Annotated in this window: 11 protein-coding genes; 4 read left to right on the top strand and 7 right to left on the bottom strand. The window is 66.7% G+C overall.

What is annotated here, in order from left to right; translation table 11 throughout:
• From E3T43_RS08880 to E3T43_RS08860, 5 genes are all read right to left on the bottom strand, one after another.
• Complete coding sequence (locus E3T43_RS08880) at window positions 1-1,320, bottom strand: glycosyltransferase 87 family protein (protein WP_241978891.1); 1,320 nt, start codon at window positions 1,318-1,320, stop codon at window positions 1-3.
• A 343-nt stretch (window positions 1,321-1,663) separates the two neighbouring features.
• Window positions 1,664-2,506 carry an ADP/ATP-dependent (S)-NAD(P)H-hydrate dehydratase gene (locus E3T43_RS08875; RefSeq protein WP_134472187.1) on the bottom strand — a complete coding sequence of 281 codons (843 nt, stop codon included), beginning with the start codon at window positions 2,504-2,506 and terminating at the stop codon, window positions 1,664-1,666.
• Window positions 2,507-2,680: 174 nt separating this feature from the next.
• Window positions 2,681-3,751, bottom strand: coding sequence for a hemolysin family protein (locus E3T43_RS08870; RefSeq protein ID WP_134441758.1), 1,071 nt, complete (start codon window positions 3,749-3,751; stop codon window positions 2,681-2,683).
• Window positions 3,748-5,085, bottom strand: a complete 1,338-nt coding sequence (locus tag E3T43_RS08865) for a hemolysin family protein (protein WP_134472210.1) — start codon at window positions 5,083-5,085, stop codon at window positions 3,748-3,750. Before E3T43_RS08865 ends, E3T43_RS08870 begins: the two co-directional genes overlap by 4 nt.
• A 177-nt stretch (window positions 5,086-5,262) precedes the next feature.
• Window positions 5,263-6,702 carry a GuaB1 family IMP dehydrogenase-related protein gene (locus E3T43_RS08860; protein ID WP_092451328.1) on the bottom strand — a complete coding sequence of 480 codons (1,440 nt, stop codon included), beginning with the start codon at window positions 6,700-6,702 and terminating at the stop codon, window positions 5,263-5,265.
• 182 nt (window positions 6,703-6,884) lie between these two features.
• On the opposite strand from E3T43_RS08860, the gene E3T43_RS08855 reads away from it, so the two are divergent.
• Window positions 6,885-10,649: a multifunctional oxoglutarate decarboxylase/oxoglutarate dehydrogenase thiamine pyrophosphate-binding subunit/dihydrolipoyllysine-residue succinyltransferase subunit gene (locus tag E3T43_RS08855; RefSeq protein ID WP_134472209.1), complete on the top strand. Its 3,765-nt coding sequence runs from the start codon at window positions 6,885-6,887 to the stop codon at window positions 10,647-10,649.
• 331 nt (window positions 10,650-10,980) lie between these two features.
• On the opposite strand, the gene E3T43_RS08850 is transcribed toward E3T43_RS08855, so the two are convergent.
• Both E3T43_RS08850 and E3T43_RS08845 read right to left on the bottom strand, forming a co-directional pair.
• Window positions 10,981-11,223 carry a zf-HC2 domain-containing protein gene (locus E3T43_RS08850; protein WP_092451330.1) on the bottom strand — a complete coding sequence of 81 codons (243 nt, stop codon included), beginning with the start codon at window positions 11,221-11,223 and terminating at the stop codon, window positions 10,981-10,983.
• On the bottom strand, window positions 11,220-11,888 hold the full coding sequence (locus tag E3T43_RS08845) for a sigma-70 family RNA polymerase sigma factor (RefSeq protein WP_092451332.1): 669 nt from the start codon (window positions 11,886-11,888) through the stop codon (window positions 11,220-11,222). The genes E3T43_RS08850 and E3T43_RS08845 overlap by 4 nt, the downstream gene beginning before the upstream one ends.
• A gap of 105 nt (window positions 11,889-11,993) precedes the next feature.
• On the opposite strand from E3T43_RS08845, the gene aroA reads away from it, so the two are divergent.
• Genes aroA through bcp form a run of 3 tightly spaced genes read left to right on the top strand, consistent with a single transcriptional unit; the run spans window position 11,994 to window position 14,969 of the window.
• Window positions 11,994-13,355, top strand: coding sequence for a 3-phosphoshikimate 1-carboxyvinyltransferase (gene aroA, locus E3T43_RS08840; RefSeq protein WP_134472186.1), 1,362 nt, complete (start codon window positions 11,994-11,996; stop codon window positions 13,353-13,355).
• Complete coding sequence (gene rsgA, locus E3T43_RS08835; protein WP_134472185.1) at window positions 13,356-14,465, top strand: ribosome small subunit-dependent GTPase A; 1,110 nt, start codon at window positions 13,356-13,358, stop codon at window positions 14,463-14,465. It abuts the gene before it with no gap.
• A gap of 24 nt (window positions 14,466-14,489) precedes the next feature.
• A complete protein-coding gene (bcp, locus tag E3T43_RS08830; protein WP_134441767.1) occupies window positions 14,490-14,969 on the top strand; it encodes a thioredoxin-dependent thiol peroxidase in 480 nt (159 codons plus the stop codon).
• Window positions 14,970-15,002 lie beyond the last annotated feature (33 nt).

Raw genomic sequence — 15,002 nt, 5'->3', positions numbered from 1 at the left:
CTAGATGATTGGTTTGGTGGTGAGTGGTTTGGGGATGAGTGGTTTCTTGGAGAGTGGTGTGGAGGTGAAACGGTCGGGAGCGGCTTGGCCTGAAGCGGGCTTGCCTGACCTGCCCAGTCGGTACAGCGTGAAGAGCGCCCAGCCGAGCAGCACGAATTCGAGCAGGTTACGCACGGTCAGCACCAGAATCATGAGGGGATGGGCCACCAGCAGCCAGTCGTAGAGGTACGGGTAGACCAGCTGGGTGAGGGCGGCGAGCGCGAGCGCGAGCAGCGCCGGCGTGCGCCAGGCACGCCCGTTCAGCACGAGCCCGAGAATGATCGGTGCGGCCAGCCAACTGATGAACTGCGGCGACCCCACCTTATTGACGGCGATGAGGGTCACGGTCAGGGCGAGGGTCAGCGGCGGAAAGACCGCCAACCAGCCGGCTCCCCGCCGCTGGGCCCGCACTCCGAGCAGCAGCACGGCCGCGGCGGCGAGCGCGAGCAGCGGAGTCATCACGGCGCTTGCGGCGGCGGTGCCAGCGCCGGCGACTTGAAAGGTGAGGATCTGCTGGTCGTAGTAGATGAAGCTGCCGGGCACGTTGAGCACGGCCTGCCACAGCCACGGCACAGCGATGGGTGATTCAATCTGGATCCCCCGGCCCGCCTGCTCGCCCACGAAACTCAGCACGTGGATGCCACTGCCTCGAGCCAGGCTGAGTGCCCCGGCCGCGGCGACGACCGCCGCGGTGACGGCTGCGGCGACCCCGAGCATCCGCCAGCGCAGTGTGGACGCCACAAACAGGGCAGCGAGGGCGGCCACCGGCCAGATCTTGATCCAGGCCGCAATGGTCAGTAGCACCGTGCCCCAGAGCGGACGGCGCCGCAGGCCCAGCAGGGCGATGATGCACAGCGGCACCGTGACCGCATCGATGCGCAGCAGCGCAATCGGGCCAAGCAACGCCAGGAACGCCAGCCACCACCACGCCGCGGGTCGGTGCGTGCGCAGGAGTACGAAGAATGCCCCGGCGTTCAGCACGGTGATTAGCCCAAACCAGGTGCCGAGATAGGCCGGTCCGCCGAGGGCGAGCGCGCCGACGACGGGTACGAGCGCGAGCAGCGGGTAGACGAAATTTTCAGTGACGCCGACGATATTGCCGGCCGCGGCGTCCTCGGCCCATCCGCGATACACCACCTCAACATCGCCGAGCGGATACCCCGGCCCGAACAAGGCCAGAGTGATCAGCAGCAGGTGCACGAGCACGAAGGCCGACCATAGCGCGGCGAGCGGATGCCGCAGCTCGCGCCGGTCAGCCGCCAGAGTCTCGTGAATTCGCACGCTTTACCTTCCCACAGGGGGAGAGTGCGGCGCGCAGCACGAGCAACGTACCGGGGAGTCTCTCGCCCACATTCCGGTCTACAGCGTCGGGCGAGCGCAGCCCTAGCGCGGCGGGCGCGCCTCCCGCGACTCGCGCACCACACGAGGAGCCAACTTTGGCCCCTTGAACGTCACGAGGTGCCAACTTTCGCCCCTTGAACTCATTTCATGGGGCCAAACGTGGCACCTCGCGCCTGGTCGAGCAGCCTCATGGGGCCAAACGTGGCACCTCGCGAGTGGTTAGCCCCTCCGCCAGCATCCCGCGCCGCTGTCTGCGCGAGATGCCATCTTTGGCCCTTGCCCGTCACGCGAGAAGGTTTGCGACGGCCCGCGGTACGGCGTCGGCCACGTCCAGGGCCGCGATCGGACCGCCGGCGGAGGCGAGGTTCGCCGCTTCGGCGTGGATGAGCGCTGCAGTGGCGGCGAGCGGGGCGAGGGACGCGGTATCCGCTTCGAGCTGGTCGGAGTGGGTCGCGAGCAGAGCCCCGAGGATGCCGCCGAGCACGTCGCCGGACCCGGCCGTCGCGAGCCAGGCAGGCCCGGTCGACACGGTCAAACGGGCGCCGGCCGGTGAGGCAATGTGGGTGACTGCTCCCTTGAGCAGCACCGTGACGTCAAACAGCCGGGCGGCGCGAATGGCCCATTCCCCCGGATTCGCTGCGATCTGCGAGGCTGAGCCCGGCTTGGCCTCGCCCTCGAGCATCGCGGCCAGTTCGCCGGCATGCGGTGTGATGACTGTCGGTCCGATTGCGTGCGAGACCAGGTCGAGGGCGCCGGCGTCGATGACGGTGGGCAGGCCCTCGGCGAGCGCTTTGTCGAGGGCAGCGCTGACGGCATCCGTTCTCGTGGCGGCGTTGATGCCGGAGCCGAGCAGCCAGGCCTGTACCCGCCCGGGCAGGGTCACGATCTCGGGGCGGCGCTGCAGGACCAGGTCCTGAGCGCGGCGTGGCCCGAGGTAGCGCACCATGCCGACGCCGGTGCGCACGGCCGCGTCGACGCCGAGCACCGCTGCGCCCGGGTAGTCCTTGGAACCGGTGCGCACTCCGAGCACACCACGGGAGTATTTGTCGTCTCCGGCCTGGGGCCGCGCGATCCAGTCGCGGGCCTGTTCGGCCTCCCATTCGAGCCAGCCGCGCGGTTTCACCATGCCTCCACGATAGGTCGTTTCGGTTCAGCACGATCACACCAGCGGATGCCGCGCCGACGTTCGCGCCCGCGCCTGGAATGGGTGCGCGCTACGGTAACTAACGAACGGGCGTAGCGGCCACCCGTTTCGGGGGCGGTAATCCGCTGAAGGCGACGCGCGACCATCTCAACGGAGCTATTCGCGGCGGGTGGCGTCCTGCACTTCGCCGACGAGCTCCTCGATAATGTCCTCGAGAAAGAGCACCCCGGTGGTTTCGCCCTCGGCGGTGAACGACCGCGCGAGGTGCGCGCCAGAACGGCGCATGGTCGCGAGGGCATCTTCGAGGTCGGTGTCTTCAAAGATTGAGATCAAGGCACGGATGCGCTTGGCCGGGATCCGCCCCGAGTAGCTGTCCGGCGCGGCCAGCGTTGCTTCCCCGACCGATGCGATATCGAGGTCGAGAACGTCCTTCAGGTGCACGTATCCGGTGAGATAGCCCTCGGCATCGGCCAGCACGTACCGGGAGAACCCGTGGCGAGTGACGGCCTTCTCCACGTCGGCCGGGGTGGCCGACTCGGGCAGGCTGACCAGCTTGGACAGGCCAACAGCCACGTCGCGCACCTTGAGGTTGGTGAACTCGAATGCCGCGGTCAGCGCGCCGGTCCCGTCGCTCAGCACACCCTCTTTGGTGGATTGCGTGACGATCGTGGCTACCTCGTCGAGCGTGTACGCGCTGGTCGCCTCATTCTTCGGCTGCACGCCAAACAGCCGCAGCACACCATTCGCGCAGGCGTTGAGCGTGACGATCACCGGACGAAAGACGCGGGCGACGAACACGAGCGGCGGGGCAAGCAGCAACACGGCCTGGTCGGGGACGGAGAAAGACAGGTTTTTCGGTACCATCTCGCCGAACACCACGTGCAGGTACGAGACCAGCAGCAGTGCGACGATGAAGGCGATCGTGCCGATCAGAGCCTCGGGCAGGCCGGTCAGGGCCAGTGGCACCTCGAGCAGGTGGTGGATCGCCGGTTCGGAGACGTTCAAAATGAGCAGCGAACAGACCGTGATGCCCAGCTGCGAGGTCGCGAGCATGAGCGTTGCGTGTTCCATCGCCCAGAGCGCGGTCTTGGCGCTGCGTTTTCCGGCCTCGGCGAGCGGCTCAATCTGGGAACGACGTGCCGAGATGACGGCGAATTCCGCTCCGACGAAGAAGGCGTTGGCGGCGAGCAGCACGACCAACCAGGCAAGTCCGGCCCAGTCGCTCATTTGTCGCTCACCTTCTTTCGATCAGTCTTGGGCCCGGGCGGAACCGTCGGCTCCGGCGCCAACTCCGGGGTGAAACGCAGTCGGTCGATGCGACGCCCTTCCAGGCGCTCAACGGTGAGGAATCCGCCCGGCACCGGTACGCGGTCGCCGGTGACCGGCAACCGCCCCAGCTCGCTCATCACAAAGCCGGCCACGGTCTCGTAGGGGCCCTGTTCCGGCACGACGACACCGGTACGATCGAGCAGTTCATCCGGTCGCAGCATTCCGGGAAAGGTCAGCGAGTCGGGCGAGCGCACGACGCCGGCCCTGGCTCGGTCGTGCTCGTCGGCGACCTCGCCGACCAGTTCCTCGACCAGGTCCTCCAGGGTGACGACGCCGGCGGTTCCGCCATATTCGTCGACGACGATCGCCATCTGGTAGCCACGACCGCGCAACTCGCCGAGCAGGTCGTCGAGTTTCATCGTTTCGGGCACGCGAACCGGGTCGGTCTGCAGGGCCGACACCGGCACATCCGCTCGCCGATTGCGCGGCACGGCCACCGCCTGTTTGACGTGCACGACACCCGCGACGTCGTCGACGCTCTCGTCGACGACCGGGAACCGGGAAAAACCGGTGGAACGCGCGAGGTCGATGATGTCCTGCGCCGAATCGGTGCGGTGGATACTCGCGACCCGCGGGCGCGGAGTCATGACATCGGAGGCGGTGTGTCCGGAGAACATCAGCGTGCGGCGCAGCAGGGTCGCGGTGTCCTTCTCGAGTAGCCCGGCGCTGGCCGAGCGGCGTACGAGCGAGGAGAGCTCTTCAGCGGTGCGGGCACCCGAGAGCTCCTCCTTGGGTTCGATGCCGAACGCGCGCAACAGGCCGTTGGCGCTGTTGTTGAGCACGAGCACGGCCGGTTTGAACACGGCGGTGAACGCGGTCTGAAACGGAATGACCAGCCGAGCGGTCGGAATCGGCAACGCAAGCGCAAAATTCTTCGGGACCAGTTCGCCGATGACCATCGACACGAGGGTCGCCGAGACGATGGCGATCGTGGTGCCGAAGACGGGAACCAGGTCAACCGGCAGCCCGGCCGCGGTGAGCGGGCTGCGCAGCAGGGACGAGAGGGCCGGTTCGATCGTGTACCCGGTCAGCAGCGTGGTCAGGGTGATGCCCAGTTGCGCACTCGACAGGTGGGTCGAGGTGATTTTCAGCGCCGCGATGGTCATGGTGAGACGGGTTTCCCCGCGATCGCGGCGCGCTTCAAGGTCGGCGCGATCGAGATTCACCAGGGCAAACTCACTGGCGACGAAGATGCCCGTTCCCACCGTGAGGATGAGGCCGAACCCGAGCATGATCAGCTCAGACAAGGATTTCACCGCCGGCAGTCACGGGCGAGGGTTTGTCAGGCGAGGGTTCAGCGGTGGGAGGGTCATCCATTATTCCTCCGAGTATACCGGGCGCACCTGCCTGCGCGCCCGGCCACACCCACCAGCGCAGCACGAGAACCGTCCGGCAGCGCCCGGCCACATCTACCAGGAGACCGGCAGAGCCTTGCCCTCTTCGTACCCGGCCGCCGACTGAATACCCACGAGCGCTTTCTCGTGAAAGTCGGCGACGGTGGTGGCGCCGGCGTAGGTGAACGACGAGCGCACGCCAGAGGTGATCATGTCGAGCAGGTCCTCGATCGACGGCCGCAGCGGGTCGAGGTAGATCTTCGAGCTCGAGATTCCCTCGGCGAACAGGGTCTTACGCGCGAGGTCGTAGGCGTCGAGGCGCTCGAAGCGTGCCTGAACGGCCTTGGTCGAGGCCATTCCCCAGCTTTCTTTGTACAGCGCGCCGCGGGCATCCGTATTCAGCGTTCCTGGCGCCTCGGTCGTGCCGGCAAACCAGGAACCAATCATGACGGATGCCGCCCCAGCGGCCAGCGCGAGGGCCACGTCCCGCGGGTAGCGCACTCCCCCGTCAGCCCAGACGTGCGCGCCGAGCTCACGGGCCGCGGTGGCCGTTTCGAGCACGGCCGAGAACTGGGGCCGACCGACGGCGGTCATCATGCGGGTGGTGCACATGGCGCCCGGACCGACTCCCACCTTGACGATCGTGGCGCCGGCACCGACCAGGTCGCGCACGGCGTCCTTGGTGACGACGTTGCCGGCCACGATCGGCAGCCCGAGGTTCAGGTCGGCGACGATGCCGAGGGCACGCAGCATGCCGTCTTGGTGGCCGTGCGCGGTGTCGATCACCAGAATGTCGACGCCGGCGGCGGCGAGGGCGCGGGCCTTGGCGGCGACGTCGCCGTTGATGCCGATCGCGGCAGCGACCTTGAGCCGACCGCGGGCGTCCAGTGTCGGCTGGTAGAGGGTGGAGCGCAGGGCGCTCTTGCGGCTGAGCGTTCCGACGACGGTGCCGTGGTGCAGCACCGGCGCGAAATCGATGTCAGCCTCCGTCATCAGGTCGAAGGCGCGGCGCGGCCCCTCGACGTCGTCGGCGTCGAGCGCGGCGAGTTCACCGTGGAGCAGATCGCCGAGGCGCGCATCGGGCAGCGCGGTCGCCAGCCGGCTGGCGACGATGCAGCCCAGGTAGTCTCCGCTGGTGGAGTGGATGACGATTCCCTGGCCGGGCGAGGCCGGAACCTGCCGCAACGCCATCTCGACGGTATCGTCCGGGGCAAAGGTGAACGGCGTGTCGAAACGAACCGATTGGGCTTTGACCCAGCGGATAGCGGCATCGAGGTCCTGCAACGGCATGTCCTGCGGCAGCACTCCGAGCCCCCCGCGGCGGGCCAGCGAGGCAGCCAGGCGTGGCCCGGTGACCGAGTTCATATTCGCCGACACGATCGGAATCGTCGCGTCCGTACCGTCGTTCGGTGCCAGGGAGACATCCAACCGGCTAGTGACAGCCGATTGTCCGGGCACCAAAAACACGTCGGAGTAAGTCAAATCATGGCTGGGCGTCGTTCCATAGAACTGCATACCAAGAACGCTAGCCGTTCGACAGGGTGTTAGTGGTCGCGCGGGATGGGATTAGGCTGGACAGTAAGACTGACCTGGCGGTCACGATCGTCAGCGACAGGCTCAATGAAAGCGCAGAATGACCCGGCAACGGACCTTGCCGAGGGCATCCAAATTCAAAGCAGAGAGTGGGCGATCCCACGGTGTCAAGCCAGGTAACCGGTGGAGCTTCTGACGAGACAACGTCAGGCGAATTCGGAGCAAACGAGTGGCTCGTTGACGAATTGTATGAGCGATTCCTGATCGACAAGAACTTGGTTGATGAGTCGTGGTGGCCGGTGTTGGAGAGCTACAACCAGACCGCGAACACTCCCATTCCAGCGGATGCTGCCCCCGCAGCAGCGCCAGCAGCATCCGTTTCACCGGCGCCGGGCGCAGCCGCCGCAGCCCCGGCCGTACCGGCAGCGCCAGCTCAGGTGACTGAGAACCAGCCGACGGCCCGCACCACCTCGAGCGCGCCGAAGCCGGCCCCGGTTCCCGCCGACGCTCCCGTCACCAGCCCGCAGACCGTCGTCACCGATGAGTCAGCGCCGGTCAAGCAGGACAAGGTCGTTCCGCTGCGCGGTATGGCGAAGTCACTCGCGACCAACATGGTCACGAGCCTGACCGTGCCGACCGCGACAAGCGTGCGCACCATCCCGGCCAAGCTGCTCATCGACAACCGCATCGTCATGAACAACCACATGAAGCGGGCACGCGGCGGCAAGGTCAGTTTCACCCACCTGATCGGCTGGGCGCTGATTCGCGCGCTCAAGATGTTCCCGAGCCAGAACGTCTACTACGACGAGGTCGACGGCAAGCCCTCCGTGGTCGCTCCCGCCCACGTCGGCATGGGCCTGGCCATCGACATGCCCAAGCCCGACGGCACCCGCGCCCTGCTGGTTCCGGCGATCAAGCGTGCCGACACGATGACCTTCGGCGAATACCTCGCCGCCTACGAAGACCTCGTCACTCGCGCCCGCCAAAACAAGCTCACGGCCGACGACTTCGCCGGAGCGACCCTGTCGCTGACCAATCCGGGCGGCATCGGCACCGTGCACTCGGTGCCCCGCCTGATGAAGGGCCAGGGCTGTATCATCGGCGCCGGCGCCCTCGACTACCCGGCCGAATTCCAGGGCTCGAGCGTCAAGACGCTCACCGGCCTGGCCATCTCAAAGACCATCACCCTCACCAGCACCTACGACCACCGCGTCATCCAGGGTGCAGGTTCGGGCGAGTTCCTCAAGATCGTGCACGAGCTTTTGATCGGCCAGCACAACTTCTACGAAGAGATCTTCTCCGCCCTGCGCATCCCGTACGACCCGATCCACTGGGCCCCGGACATCAGCGTCGACCTCGCGAGCGCCGTCGACAAGACCGCGCGGGTGCAGGAACTGATCAACTCGTTCCGCGTGCGCGGCCACCTGATGGCCGACATCGACCCGCTCGAGTACTCACAGCGCAGCCACCCCGACCTCGACATCGCCACCCACGGGCTCACCTTCTGGGACCTCGACCGGTCCTTCGTGACCGGCGGTTTCGGAGCGAAGCGCCAGATGCTGCTGCGCGACATTCTCGGTGTGCTGCGTGACTCGTACTGCCGCACCACGGGTATCGAGTACATGCACATTCAGGACCCGGCCCAGCGCAAGTGGGTGCAGGAGAAAATCGAGAAGTCGTACGTCAAGCCCACGCACCACGAGCAGATGCGTATTCTGGCCAAGCTCAACGAGGCCGAAGCCTTCGAGACGTTTCTGCAGACCAAGTACGTCGGTCAGAAGCGCTTCAGCCTCGAGGGCGGCGAGTGCACCATTCCGCTACTGGACACCATTTTGCAGGGTGCCGCCGAGCAGGGTCTCGACGAGGTCGCGATCGGGATGGCCCACCGTGGCCGTCTGAACGTTCTCACCAACATCGCCGGCAAGACCTACGGCGAGATCTTCCGCGAGTTCGAGGGCACGCAGGACCCACGCACCGTACACGGCTCCGGCGACGTGAAGTACCACCTCGGCACCACGGGCATGTTCCGCGGTGAAGACGGCGCCGAGATTCCGGTGTCGCTGGCCGCGAACCCCTCGCACCTCGAGGCCGGCGACGGCGTGCTCGAGGGCATCGTGCGCGCCAAGCAGGACCGCAAGCCGATCGGCACCTTCTCCACCCTCCCGATCCTCATCCACGGCGACGCCGCGATGGCCGGCCAGGGCGTCGTACTCGAAACCCTGCAGATGTCCCAGCTGCGCGGCTACCGCACCGGCGGAACCGTACACATCGTGGTCAACAACCAGCTCGGGTTCACCACCCTGCCGCAGGATGCCCGCACCAGCGTTTACGCCACCGACGTCGCCAAGACCATCCAGGCGCCGATCTTCCACGTCAACGGGGATGACCCGGAGGCCGTGGTACGCGCCGGCGAACTAGCCTTCGCCTACCGCCAGGAATTCAAGAAGGATGTCGTCGTCGACCTCATCTGCTACCGCCGTCGGGGCCACAACGAGGGCGACGACCCCTCGATGACGCAGCCGCTGATGTACAACCTGGTCGAGGCCAAGCGCAGCGTGCGCAAGCTGTACACCGAGGCGCTCGTCGGCCGTGGTGACATCACCGAGGAAGAATACGAAGCCGCCCACCGCGATTTCCAGGATCGCCTCGAGCGCGCCTTCCTCGAGACCCACGCTGCCCAGACCGCGTCGATCCCGGTCATCACGCCGGAAATGGCCGCCACGGCCAAGGCCGAGGCCGAAGCTCAGGCCCGTGAAGACGCCGCAGGTGAGCCAGAGACCACCGGTGTCCCGGAGAGCGTCATCCAGCTCATCGGTGATGCATTCAACAACAAGCCGGCCGGTTTCACCGTGCACAACAAGCTGCAGCAGCTGTTGCAGAAGCGCCTCGACATGAGCCGCAACGGCAATATCGACTGGAGCTTCGGCGAACTGCTCGCGCTCGGCTCGCTGCTGGTCGAGGGCACCCCGGTGCGTTTTGCCGGACAGGATGCCCGCCGCGGCACGTTCGTGCAGCGTCACGCGGTGCTGCACGACCGGGTGAACGGCCAGGAATGGCTGCCACTGGCCAACCTCAAGGACAACCAGGCCCGATTCTGGATCTACGACTCGCTGCTGAGCGAATACGCCGCCATGGGCTTCGAGTACGGCTATTCGGTGGAACGCGCCGACGCGCTCGTGCTCTGGGAAGCCCAGTTCGGTGACTTCGCCAACGGTGCGCAGACCATCATCGACCAGTTTGTGTCCTCCGCCGAGCAGAAGTGGGGCCAGCGGTCATCCGTTGTGCTGCTGCTGCCGCACGGCTACGAGGGTCAGGGCCCTGACCACTCCTCAGCCCGCATCGAGCGATTCCTGCAGCTGTGTGCCGAGGAAAACATGACCGTGGCGCGCCCGTCGACGCCCGCGTCGTACTTTCACCTGCTGCGTCGCCAGGCCTACATGCGTCCGCGCCGTCCGCTGATCGTGTTCACGCCCAAGTCGATGCTGCGCCTGCGCGGAGCGACGAGCGCCGTGTCTGAATTGACCAGCGGCAAGTTCGAAGCGGTCATCGACGATGCACGCGTGAACGACAAGAACGCCGTCAAGCGCGTTCTGTTCATGGCCGGAAAGATCTACTACGACCTGCTGAACGAACTCGAGAAGAACCCGAACCCCGAGATCGCCCTCGTGCGCGTCGAGCAGTTCTACCCGCTGCCCGCCGTTGAGCTAAAGAACGTCGCCGCCCAGTATCCGAACGCCGAACTGGCCTGGGTGCAGGACGAACCGGAGAACCAGGGAGCCTGGCCGTTCTTCTACCTGGAGACCAACAAGCTCGGGCCGCGCGCCATGCGGCTGTTCTCCCGTCCCGCGTCGGCCTCGCCGGCGGCAGGTTCGGCCAAGCGCCACGCGGTCGAGCAGGCCAAGCTGCAGCGCGAGGCGCTCACGCTGTAACCGCACGTGAAAATGGAGGGTGACCCCGGGGTCACCCTCCATTGGTGTTCCTGCGCGGCGGCGGGCGCGGCCTGGCGGCCCGTGCCTGGCCGGTTGCAACCGGGGCCGGCGCGACGAACACGTGCCGTCAGCGGATGCGCGCGGTCACGCCGCCGCTCGCGGCCCTGGTACTGCACGTGGCACCCCGCGCTAGAGTGCCACGATCCATGACGAGTGCCACGATCCATGACGAGTGCCACGAGGGTGCGGCGTGGCCGGCCCGCGTGCGAGCGCCGCGGCATCCGTTTGCCTGCCAGCGAACAGCGACAGGCGATTGAGCGTGCGCGCTCAGCTAGTGCGAGGCCTGGAGGGCGCGCAGCTTGAGCAGGACCTGGTCGCGCAGAACTTCGGGCGCAGTTTCCTTGCAGGCGCGCTGCATCACCTCGGTCATGGTGCGTCCGATCAGGTGTTCGGCGCTGCAGTCGGTGCAGGTCGCCAGGTGCTCCTGAATGTCGGCCGCATCGTCTTTGCGGAGTTCATTGTGCAGGTATTCTTCGAGTTCGGCCTTGGCCTTCTCGCAACCACAATCGGTCATTTGCTTGCGCTCCCGGATGTTTTCTGTCCCTGGCCTAGTCCGCGCTCGGCCGCGTAACCGGCCAGGAGCTCACGCAGGAGTCGCCGGCCACGGTGCAGGCGGCTCATCACGGTGCCAATGGGTGTTTTCATGATTTCGGCGATCTCCTGGTAGGAGAAGCCTTCGACGTCGGCGAAGTACACGGCGAGTCGGAAGTCTTCGGGAATGGACTGCAGGGCTTCTTTGACGGCGCTGTCCGGCAGATGGTCGATGGCCTCGGCCTCGGCCGACCGTCCCGACATGGCGGTCGTCGATTCGGCGCCGCCCAGCTGCCAGTCTTCGAGCTCATCAATGGTGCCCTGATAGGGCTCACGCTGCTTCTTGCGGTACTGGTTGATGAAGGTGTTGGTGAGGATGCGGTACAGCCAGGCCTTGAGGTTGGTGCCCTGCTCGTACTGCGCGAAAGCGGCGAAGGCCTTGACAAAGGTCTCCTGCACGAGGTCCTGGGCATCGGACGGGTTGCGGGTCATGCGCATCGCGGCCGCGTACAACTGGTCGAGGAACGGCAGGGCCTGTTCTTCGAACAGTCCGCGGGTCTGCTCGCGCAGCTCGGCCTTGGTCGGTGCAACCAGTTCTGTGTCGTCAACCGGAATAGATTCCGAATTGACGGGCGTGTCTGAAGTCATCACGGGCAATTCTAGGCCGTTCCCCACAGCCAGGGGTCGTTCTAACAGCATTGACACCGTCACGGGCCTCCCTCAGATTGTTATCACCGACTATTCTGATAACCGATGTTGATCTCGAGATATTCCAAGCCGGAGTTCGATCCGTACGGCGACAATTCACCGACCGAAGTGGATGTCTGGTGGCCGGCGCCGAGCATTGGCGCGCCATTGCAGGCGGTGCTGGCTCTGCCGGGCTCGAAATCCCTGACCAACCGGGAGCTCGTCGCATCCGCTCTCGCCAGTGAACCGTCTCTGCTGCGCGCGCCGCTGCACTCGCGCGACAGCGATCTCATGGTCGATGCCCTGCGGCAGCTCGGCGCCACGATCGAGGCCGTTGCGGGCGACGGGGCGTTCGGAACGGACCTGCTGGTGACCCCGCCCGAGGAATTGCTTGGCTCCACCACGATCGATTGCGGCCTGGCCGGCACGGTCATGCGTTTTCTGCCCCCGCTCGCAGCCCTCGCGCTTGGCCCGACCACGTTCGACGGCGATGCCGGTGCGCGACGCCGCCCGATGGGTCCCATCATCGGCGCTCTGCGCGACCTCGGCGGCGATATCAACGACGAGGGCAAGCACGCCCTGCCCTTCACCGTGCACGGCCGCGGAGCGGTCACCGGCGGAGCCGTCACCATCGACGCCGGCAGCTCAAGCCAGTTCGTGTCGGGGCTGCTGCTGGCCGGCGCACGCTTCGAGCACGGGCTGCACCTCACCCACTCCGGCGAACGGCTGCCGAGCCTGCCGCACATCGAGATGACCATCGAGGTGCTGCGCGCGCGCGGCGTCGACGTGTCTACGCCAAACGTCGGCGAGTGGATCGTCGCACCCGGTCAGCTCGCCGGTCGCACGGTCGACATCGAACCCGATTTATCAAACGCGGCACCCTTTCTGTGCGCCGCGCTCGTGGCCGGCGGCAATGTCACCATCACCGGCTGGCCGGAGACGACGACGCAGGTCGGGGCCGACCTCGCCCAGCTGCTGCCGTTGTTCGGCGCCGTCGTCACGCGCGCCGGTGACCGGCTCACCGTCACCGGGGGCGAGCACATCGTCGGCGTCGACCTGGATCTCTCCGCTGGCGGGGAACTCGCCTGCACCCTCGTCGCTCTGGCCGCCCTGGCCTCGACGCCGAGCACGATCACCGGCATCGGGCACATTCGCCACCACGAGACCGACCGTCTCGCCGCACTGGCGACCGAGATCAATCGGCTGGGCGGCAAGGTCACCGAGCTGCCCGACGGCCTCCGGATCGAACCGGCGCCCCTGCACGGCGGCCAGTGGCTCAGCTACGACGACCACCGCATGGCCACGGCCGGTGCGCTGATCGGCCTCGCCGTACCCGGCGTCGAGGTCGAGAACATCGGTACGACCGCGAAGACGCTCCCCCAGTTTCCCGAGTTGTGGCACGCGATGATCTCCGAAGCGGCGCTGTAGATGCCCGTGGCGCCCCCCGCTGACGGTTCCGAGGGTCTTGCCCAGGACCTGGCCGGCGATCCCGGCGACACCTGGTGGGCCTCAGCCGACGACGACGAACCGGAATTCGACGAGTCGAGCGTGCGCGTGCGCCCCGGCCGCAAGGGCAGTAAGCCCCGCTCCAAGACCAGGCCGAGCCATCAGGATGCGCTGACCGGGCGCATCCTCTCGGTAGATCGCGGTCGCTACACCGTCATGCTCGACGAGAATCTGCCCACCGAGCGTCGAATCACAACCGCTCGGGCCAGCGAACTGCGCAAAAAGGCCGTCGTCAACGGCGACCGCGTCGACATCGTCGGCGACACCACCGGAGCCGAGGGCAGCCTGGCCCGCATCGTGCGCATCGTGCCGCGCGACACCCTGCTGCGGAGGAGCGCCGACGATACCGACGCCGTCGAGCGCGTGATCGTGGCCAACGCCGACCAGATGCTGATCGTGGTCGCTGCGGCCAACCCGGAGCCGCGCATCCGCTTGGTGGATCGCTATTTGGTCGCGGCCTACGACGCCGGCGTGAAACCCATTCTGTGCATCACCAAGACCGACCTCGCCGACCCCGCCGCGTTCCTGGCCAACTTCGCCGGCCTCGACCTTCCGGTCTTCCAGAGTGGTGAGGGCGGCATGCCGATCGCCGAGATCTCGGCCGCGTTGGTCGGGCACGACACGGTCTTCGTCGGGCACTCCGGCGTCGGCAAGTCCACCCTGGTGAACGCGCTGGTCCCCGGCACCAACCGCGCCATCGGCGTCGTCAACACCGTCACCGGGCGCGGCCGGCACACCTCGTCGTCGACGGTGTCACTGCGCCTCGAAACGGATACCGGCCGCGGCTGGGTTATCGACACCCCCGGCGTGCGCTCCTTCGGCCTCGGTCACATCAACACCGACAATATTCTCAAGGCCTTCACCGACCTCGCGACGATCGCGGAGCGCTGCCCGCGCGGCTGCACTCACCTGCCCGATTCACCGGACTGCGCGATCATCGACGCGGTTGAGGCCGGCGAGCTCGGCGACACCGGCCGGGTGCGCCTCGACTCGCTGCAACGGCTGCTCGCCACGTTTGCGCCCGCCCGCTGAGTCTGCTCTCGATACGATGGAACCATGACGGATTCAGCGCGCCTTGCAGTCGGCGATACGGCCCCCCAGTTCACCCTGACCGACCAGGACGGGGCATCCGTTTCGCTTAGCGGTTTCGCGGGCAGCAAGGTGGTCGTGTATTTCTACCCGGCGGCGATGACTCCCGGCTGCACGACCCAGGCCTGTGACTTTCGCGACAACCTCGGGTCGCTCAAGTCCGCGGGCTACCAGGTGCTCGGCCTGTCGAAGGATGCCCCGGCCAAGCTCAAGACGTTCCAGGAGCATGATGCGGTTAACTTTCCGCTGCTGAGCGACAGCGCACTCGACGTGCACCGCGCCTACGGTGCCTGGGGCGAGAAGAACCTCTACGGCAAGATCGTGACCGGCGTGCTGCGGTCGACGTTCGTGTTGGACGAAGCCGGCGTCATCACCCACGCCCTGTACAACGTCAAGGCCACCGGCCACGTCGCCAGCCTGCGCAAGAAGCTCGGCATCGACGCCTGACCGTCTAGCGGTCAGGCGGCCGTGGTCAGGCGG

Origin of the sequence: Cryobacterium sp. Hh7 (assembly GCF_004403155.1) — a bacterium.
GTDB classification, from domain to species: Bacteria; Actinomycetota; Actinomycetes; order Actinomycetales; family Microbacteriaceae; genus Cryobacterium; species Cryobacterium levicorallinum.
Note: the sequence above shows the minus strand (reverse complement) of the source record. Positions and strands in the feature narration are given on the sequence as shown.